This is a genomic window from Streptomyces alkaliphilus (assembly GCF_014141535.1).
GTDB classification, from domain to species: Bacteria; Actinomycetota; Actinomycetes; order Streptomycetales; family Streptomycetaceae; genus Streptomyces; species Streptomyces alkaliphilus.
Genome location: NZ_VKHT01000239.1, coordinates 1 through 5,922, shown reverse-complemented (window position 1 = coordinate 5,922; position 5,922 = coordinate 1). Strand labels below are relative to the sequence as shown.

8 protein-coding genes and 1 tRNA gene are annotated in these 5,922 nt (G+C 72.1%); 8 read left to right on the top strand and 1 reads right to left on the bottom strand.

Annotation, left to right across the window (positions count from 1 at the left end; all coding sequences use genetic code 11):
- Positions 1-410 (top strand): LytR C-terminal domain-containing protein (locus FNQ90_RS10145; RefSeq protein ID WP_182606068.1); only part of this gene is annotated, 410 nt, incomplete at its 5' end.
- A gap of 78 nt (positions 411-488) precedes the next feature.
- Here FNQ90_RS10145 and upp read toward each other — a convergent pair.
- Complete coding sequence (gene upp / locus FNQ90_RS10140) at positions 489-1,121, bottom strand: uracil phosphoribosyltransferase (protein ID WP_182606067.1); 633 nt, start codon at positions 1,119-1,121, stop codon at positions 489-491.
- 155 nt (positions 1,122-1,276) lie between these two features.
- On the opposite strand from upp, the gene FNQ90_RS28670 reads away from it, so the two are divergent.
- From FNQ90_RS28670 to FNQ90_RS10105, 7 genes are all read left to right on the top strand, one after another.
- The gene (locus FNQ90_RS28670) at positions 1,277-1,597 is read left to right on the top strand and encodes a hypothetical protein (protein WP_407699334.1); all 321 of its coding nucleotides are present in this window, start codon (positions 1,277-1,279) and stop codon (positions 1,595-1,597) included.
- 111 nt (positions 1,598-1,708) lie between these two features.
- On the top strand, positions 1,709-2,242 hold the full coding sequence (locus tag FNQ90_RS10130) for a tRNA adenosine deaminase-associated protein (protein ID WP_182606066.1): 534 nt from the start codon (positions 1,709-1,711) through the stop codon (positions 2,240-2,242).
- 243 nt (positions 2,243-2,485) lie between these two features.
- The gene (locus FNQ90_RS10125) at positions 2,486-3,094 is read left to right on the top strand and encodes a nucleoside deaminase (RefSeq protein ID WP_182606065.1); all 609 of its coding nucleotides are present in this window, start codon (positions 2,486-2,488) and stop codon (positions 3,092-3,094) included.
- A gap of 38 nt (positions 3,095-3,132) precedes the next feature.
- Positions 3,133-3,222 (top strand) — tRNA-Ser (locus FNQ90_RS10120).
- Positions 3,223-3,434: 212 nt separating this feature from the next.
- On the top strand, positions 3,435-3,599 hold the full coding sequence (locus tag FNQ90_RS10115) for a hypothetical protein (RefSeq protein ID WP_182606064.1): 165 nt from the start codon (positions 3,435-3,437) through the stop codon (positions 3,597-3,599).
- A 244-nt stretch (positions 3,600-3,843) separates the two neighbouring features.
- Complete coding sequence (locus tag FNQ90_RS10110; RefSeq protein ID WP_143618905.1) at positions 3,844-4,635, top strand: SigB/SigF/SigG family RNA polymerase sigma factor; 792 nt, start codon at positions 3,844-3,846, stop codon at positions 4,633-4,635.
- A 219-nt stretch (positions 4,636-4,854) separates the two neighbouring features.
- Positions 4,855-5,721: an RNA polymerase sigma factor SigF gene (locus FNQ90_RS10105; RefSeq protein WP_143618903.1), complete on the top strand. Its 867-nt coding sequence runs from the start codon at positions 4,855-4,857 to the stop codon at positions 5,719-5,721.
- The last annotated feature ends 201 nt before the right edge of the window (positions 5,722-5,922 follow it).

The window sequence follows — 5,922 nt, the reverse complement described above, 5'->3', positions numbered from 1 at the left end:
CCGCCGAACTGCCCTCCCCCGAGACCATCACCGTCAACGTCTACAACGCCACCGACCGCTCCGGCCTGGCGCAGAACACCGCCGACGCGCTCGCCGAGCGCGGCTTCCTGATCGGCGCCGTGGACAACGCCCCCGAGGACCTGGACGGCGCCCTCACCTCCACCGGCCTGCTGTTGGGCTCGCCGGATGCCGAGGAGAACGGCGTGCTCACGGTGCTGGGAGCCCACGCCGTCGGTGCCGAGAGCGGCGCCCCCCGGGAGAGCGGGGAGGCGGAGACGGAGCGGGAACCGGGTGACCGGGAGGTGGACCTGGTGCTCGGCGACGCCTTCGAGGCCCTGGCCGAACCCGCGGAGGTCGAGGCGGCGCTGGCCGCCCTCGTCGCGGCGAGCCCGGACGAGCCCACCTGCTGAGAACCGCCACCCGTTCCGCCGGGACACCGCCACCCGACGCCTCCCGGCGGAACGGTGTCCCGGTGTCCCGGCGGGGGGTCAGGCCGTCCCGTACATCCGGTCGCCCGCGTCCCCCAGGCCGGGGACGATGAAGCCCTCCTCGTTCAACCGCTCGTCCAGTGCGGCCGTGACCACCGTCACCGGTGCCCCCGCCAACTCCTCCTCCAGGTGGGCCACCCCCTCCGGGGCGGCCAACAGGCACAGGGCCGTCACGTCGTCCGCGCCCCGGCGCATCAGCTCCCGAATCGCGACCGCCAGCGTCCCGCCGGTGGCCAGCATCGGGTCCAGCACATACACCTGGCGGCCCGAGAGATCCTCCGGCATCCGGTTGGCGTAGGTGGAGGACTTCAGCGTCCGCTCGTCGCGGATCATCCCGAGGAACCCGACCTCCGCGGTCGGCAGCAGTCGGACCATGCCGTCCAACATGCCGAGACCGGCCCGGATGATCGGCACCACCAGGGGGCGCGGGTGCGACAGCCGCACGCCGGTGGTCTCCGTGACGGGCGTGCGGAGGTCCACCCGTTCCGTGCGCACCTCCCGGGTGGCCTCGTACGCCAGCAGGGTCACCAGTTCGTCGGCCAGGCGGCGGAACGTGGGGGAGTCGGTGCGCTCGTCGCGCAGCGTGGTCAGCTTGTGGGCCACCAGCGGGTGGTCGACGACATGGATCCGCATGGCCCCGACAGTACCCAACCCCCCGGGACCGGCCCGGGGCGCCCGGGGCGGCGGACGGCCGGCCGGCGAACCCCGATGACGGTGCGCACCGGACCGCGCGCCATTGGCGAACGGGGGATTCCCGCCCGTCGAGGTGGGCAGGAACAGGAAGACGCATGAGTAGGGGCACGACGTTCACGCCCCCGGGATCGCCGCTCCCGGCCCCCGTCCCACCGGTCACCCGAACCATCGGGCGACCCGACGCCCCCGACACCGCCACCCGATCGGCGGAACGGGAATCGGAAGCGGGTGAGGCAGGAGGCAGCATGCCGAAACCCGGACACCCGGAACGGCCCGACGCCGACCGAAGTCGCCGCCGGGCCGAATTCCTGCGCGAACTCCACGAGGCCAAGGCATTGCGCGAGCGGGTCCGCCCCCGCCGGGCCCGAACAGCCAGGTTGCGCCTTCAACAACGGATGCGGACATTCCGTTGGTGAACCGTTGAGTCGCCCGACAGATCCCGTCTTTTCTGTCACGATGCCCATAGGCACGCGAAGGGCACGCCCGGACGCGACTGACGGATGCCGAACCGAGTGGGGAGAGCCGAGGTGTACTTCACCGCACTGCTCGCGCGCACCGAGGACGGTTGGGAAGCGAGCGACACCGAGCTGGACGACGTGGAGAGCCTGGACGAGTTGGCCGATCTGGCGCGCGCGGCGTCGCCCGACGACGAGCCGGTCCTCGTCTGCATCGAACAGGAAGGGGCGTGGTTCGGCATCGTCCGCGTGGACGGGGAGGAGGATCCCCGGATCTTCGTCTCCGATGCCTCCCGGGCCATGCGCAGCGCCTGGGGCGAGATCCTGATCAGCGATGAGCTGCTGGGTCGGGAACCACGGGCGACGGTCGTCCCGGAGGAGCCGGAGGACCTCGACGGCACCGAGGAGGGGCCCTCCTCGGAGGCGCTCGTCGAGGAGGATCCGCCGCCCCACGAGACCATCCCGGCCGGCCCCGTCGGGGACCCGGAACTGATGGACGACTTCGGCATCGAGGCACGGACCGTGCTGACCCTGACCCCGGAGAACGCGCTGGGCGAGATCGCCGACGCCCTGGGGTGCGCGGAGGTGTTGGAGGCCGTGCGCTGAGGAGCCCGGCCGACGCCCGCCCCGGCGGGCGTCGGCGGCTTTCCCTCCCCGGGCCCGCGCACCCGAACGGCCCCCGCCGGGCCCGGCCCCCGGCGCCTGCCGTACCGTCGTGCCCCGGGGAGACGCGACACCGACCCACCGGGCACACCGTCCCGGGAGGGCTGTCGTACCGTCGCGCCCGGGGAAACCGGTGGACGACGCCGGGGGAGCACCGCGGACGGAGCGCGGAAAAGGAGTGCCGCCATGCGGGGGACGAACCATCCACCGGCCCACGACACCGCCCCCGAACCCGCGCACGGTGACCCGTTGCGCGACCCCTGGGTGCCCGCCGTGCGCCGGGCGCTGGTCGAGGCACTGGCCGCCCCCGCCACCGGTGACGTGCCGGTGGGCGCCGTGGTGCTGGGCCCCGGCGGTCCGCGGGGCCCGGTGCTGGCCACCGCCCACAACGAGCGGGAGGCGCACGGGGACCCCACCGCGCACGCCGAGGTGTTGGCGCTGCGCCGGGCGGCGGAACGCCTCGACGGCTGGCGGCTGACCGGGTGCACCCTGGTCGTCACCCTGGAACCGTGCGCGATGTGCGCGGGGGCCACGGCCCTCGCCCGGGTCGAGCGCGTCGTCTACGGGGCCGTCGATCCCAAGGCGGGAGCGGCGGGCTCGGTGTGGGACCTGCTGCGCGACCGCCGCGTCAATCACCGTCCCGAGGTGATCTCCGGGGTGCTGGCCGGGGAGTGCGGGGAGCCGCTGTCCCGCTTCTTCCGTTCCGGTCGTCCGGCGACGGGGCCCGGCACCGGTCCCGGGAGCGGCGCGGGTTCCGCCGTCGCGAGCACCGGCGGGAGCCCGGACGGGAGCTGATTTCGTCCCGCGCCGGGCCCCGGGCTAAGCTGCCTCTCGGTAGCGTGTCCGAGCGGCCTAAGGAGCTCGCCTCGAAAGCGAGTGTGGGGGCAACTCCACCGAGGGTTCAAATCCCTCCGCTACCGCCACGAAACACAGGAACGAGGGGCCCGGTCCACACGGACCGGGCCCCTCGTCGTGCGACGGGGTCCCCCGGCGCGGGGGACGGTTACACTCGCCCGACCACCGGTGGCCCCATCCGGGCGCCGGATTTCCCCGGAAAGCCTCCCGCGCGAGGTGCCACCGGGAGAAGACCCCTGGAAGAGACGCCGGGAGGCACGGAGCGGGGAGGAGGACGCGGATGACACGCGTCGGACGGATCGGGCTCTACGTGCTGAGCGTGCTCGTCCTGTACTCCGTCATCGCCTGGCCGGTGGCGTCCGCCGACTTCGTCCGCATGGGCTTCGACGGGATCTCCGCCGCCGCCACGGGCGTGGGGGACCTCGTGACCACTTTGGTGCGCTGAGGTTTGGTGCGCTGAGGCCGGCGCGTTCATCGAGTGGCCCGCCCGCTCGTACGGTCGCGGGCCGACCGGGGCGCCGATCCGGCTCCCCGGGACGACACACACCCACGCGATGCTTGCACCCTTGACCCACCCTTGTGATGCTATGACCGATTTCCACGTAATTCCATGGTGATGTTCCGGGGTTTCCCGTATCCGGGGCCTGCACAGGGGTGTCCACAGCGGAGGGCGAAGGGGCGGTCGGCCGGTGGCGGTGACGCGGACCCGCGGAACCAAGGGGGCGAGTGCCCGGGAGGTGACGGCGGCCCTCTTCGAGCGTCTGGTCCGACTGGAGCCCGGCACTCCCGAACACGCCCGCGTGCGCGGGGCCCTGATCGAGGCGAACCTGCCCCTGGTCCGCTGGATCTCGCACCGCTTCCGCAGCCGCAACGAGCCGATGGAGGATGTCGTCCAGGTCGGCACGATCGGACTGATCCACGCCATCGACCGCTTCGACCCGACGCGCGGGGTGCAGTTCCCCACCTTCGCCATGCCCACCATCATCGGGGAGATCCGGCGCTACTTCCGGGACAATGTCCGCAGCGTGCACGTACCGCGCCGGATGCACGAACTCTCCATCCGGATCCACGCCGCCGGCGAGGAGCTGACCGGCATGCTGGGTCGCACCCCCACCACGACCGAGATCGCCCGCCGCCTGGCGGTCCCCGAGGAGGACGTACGGGCCGGGGCCGAGGCCGCACGGGCCTACCGGGTCTCATCGCTGGAGGCGTCCAGGGAACGCGAGGACGGTTCGCCGGGGCCGGCGGAGGCCCTCGGGTACGAGGATCCCGGGTTGGCCGGCGTGGAACACCGGGCGCTGGTGCGGCACCTGCTGGTGCAACTGCCGGAGCGGGAGCAACGGATCCTGCTGCTGCGCTTCTACCGGAACCTGACCCAGTCGCAGATCAGCGCCGAGCTGGGAGTGTCACAGATGCACATCTCACGTTTGCTCAGCCGCAGCGTCGCCCGACTGAGGGAAGCAAATCCACTCGACCCCTGACCCTTTCGAGTGATCTCTTGGCGGTGGGAAGCGGTCCCCCGGGAAAACTCCACGCCGGCCGTTGCCCATTTATCGACTTGGCACTACATCGCGTTGATGACTTGTGACATTCTGCTGGAACCGCGTTTGCCAGGGCGGCGGCGCCGGTATGCACGAGGGGACGCACCCCTCTCGCAGGGGCACGCCGCCACGACCCGTCCACGACCCCCAGGGGGTGGCATGTCCGTAGAACTGGACAGTTCCCAGGTGCTCGCCACGACCGACGCGCCGCAGGACCCGGCGGTGCCGCTCACCGCGCCGCAACCTCCGGCGGACACCGAGAACCTCGATACCCGCACACTCTCCCGGTCCCTGTTCCAGCGGCTCTCCACCCTGGAGGCGGACAGCCCCGAACGGGCCTACGTCCGGGACACCCTGATCGAACTCAACCTCCCGCTCGTCCGGTACGCGGCGGCCCGCTTCCGCAGCCGCAACGAGCCGATGGAGGACATCGTCCAGGTCGGCACGATCGGCCTCATCAAGGCCATCGACCGCTTCGACTGCGACCGCGGGGTGGAGTTCCCCACCTTCGCCATGCCGACCGTGGTCGGCGAGATCAAGCGGTTCTTCCGCGACACCTCCTGGTCGGTGCGCGTCCCGCGCCGTCTCCAGGAGCTGCGGCTGGCCCTCACCCGGGCCGGTGACGAACTGTCGCAGAAGCTGGACCGCTCGCCCACGGTGGCGGAGTTGGCCGTCGCGCTCGGCGTCACCGAGGAGGAGGTCGTCGACGGCCTCGCCGTCGGCAACGCCTACACCGCCAGTTCCCTGGACTCCCCCTCGCCCGAGGAGGAGGGCGGCGAGGGCTCCCTGGCCGATCGTCTGGGCTACGAGGACAGCGCGCTGGAGGGCGTGGAGTACCGCGAATCCCTCAAGCCGCTGCTCGCCCGCCTGCCCGCCCGCGAACGCCGCATCATCATGCTGCGGTTCTTCGGCAACATGACGCAGTCCCAGATCGGTGAGGAGGTCGGCATCTCCCAGATGCACGTCTCCCGACTGCTGACCCGTACGCTCGCGCAACTGCGCGAAGGGCTCACCGCGGAGGAGTGAGGGAGTCCCGGGCCGGTGAAGCGGCCGGTCCGGGCCACGAGGACATCCGAGCGGCTCCCGGGATCATCCCGTCCCGTCCCTCTCGGCGAGGTCCCATCGACGTCCCATCGATGCCCCACTCGACATCCCGACCCGATGATCCATCGACGCCCCCCGCCTCCCGGCGGTCGCGTCGAACGGACCGCGGACCGACCCACGCGC

What these genes read in the sequence shown, in the direction of transcription:
- FNQ90_RS10105 (WP_143618903.1), top strand. Translation starts at nt 4,855, where the DNA reads ATGTCCGTAGAACTGGACAGTTCCCAGGTGCTCGCCACGACCGACGCG.
- FNQ90_RS28670 (WP_407699334.1), top strand. Translation starts at nt 1,277, where the DNA reads ATGAGTAGGGGCACGACGTTCACGCCCCCGGGATCGCCGCTCCCGGCC.
- FNQ90_RS10125 (WP_182606065.1), top strand. Translation starts at nt 2,486, where the DNA reads ATGCGGGGGACGAACCATCCACCGGCCCACGACACCGCCCCCGAACCC.
- upp (WP_182606067.1), bottom strand. Translation starts at nt 1,121, where the DNA reads ATGCGGATCCATGTCGTCGACCACCCGCTGGTGGCCCACAAGCTGACC.
- FNQ90_RS10115 (WP_182606064.1), top strand. Translation starts at nt 3,435, where the DNA reads ATGACACGCGTCGGACGGATCGGGCTCTACGTGCTGAGCGTGCTCGTC.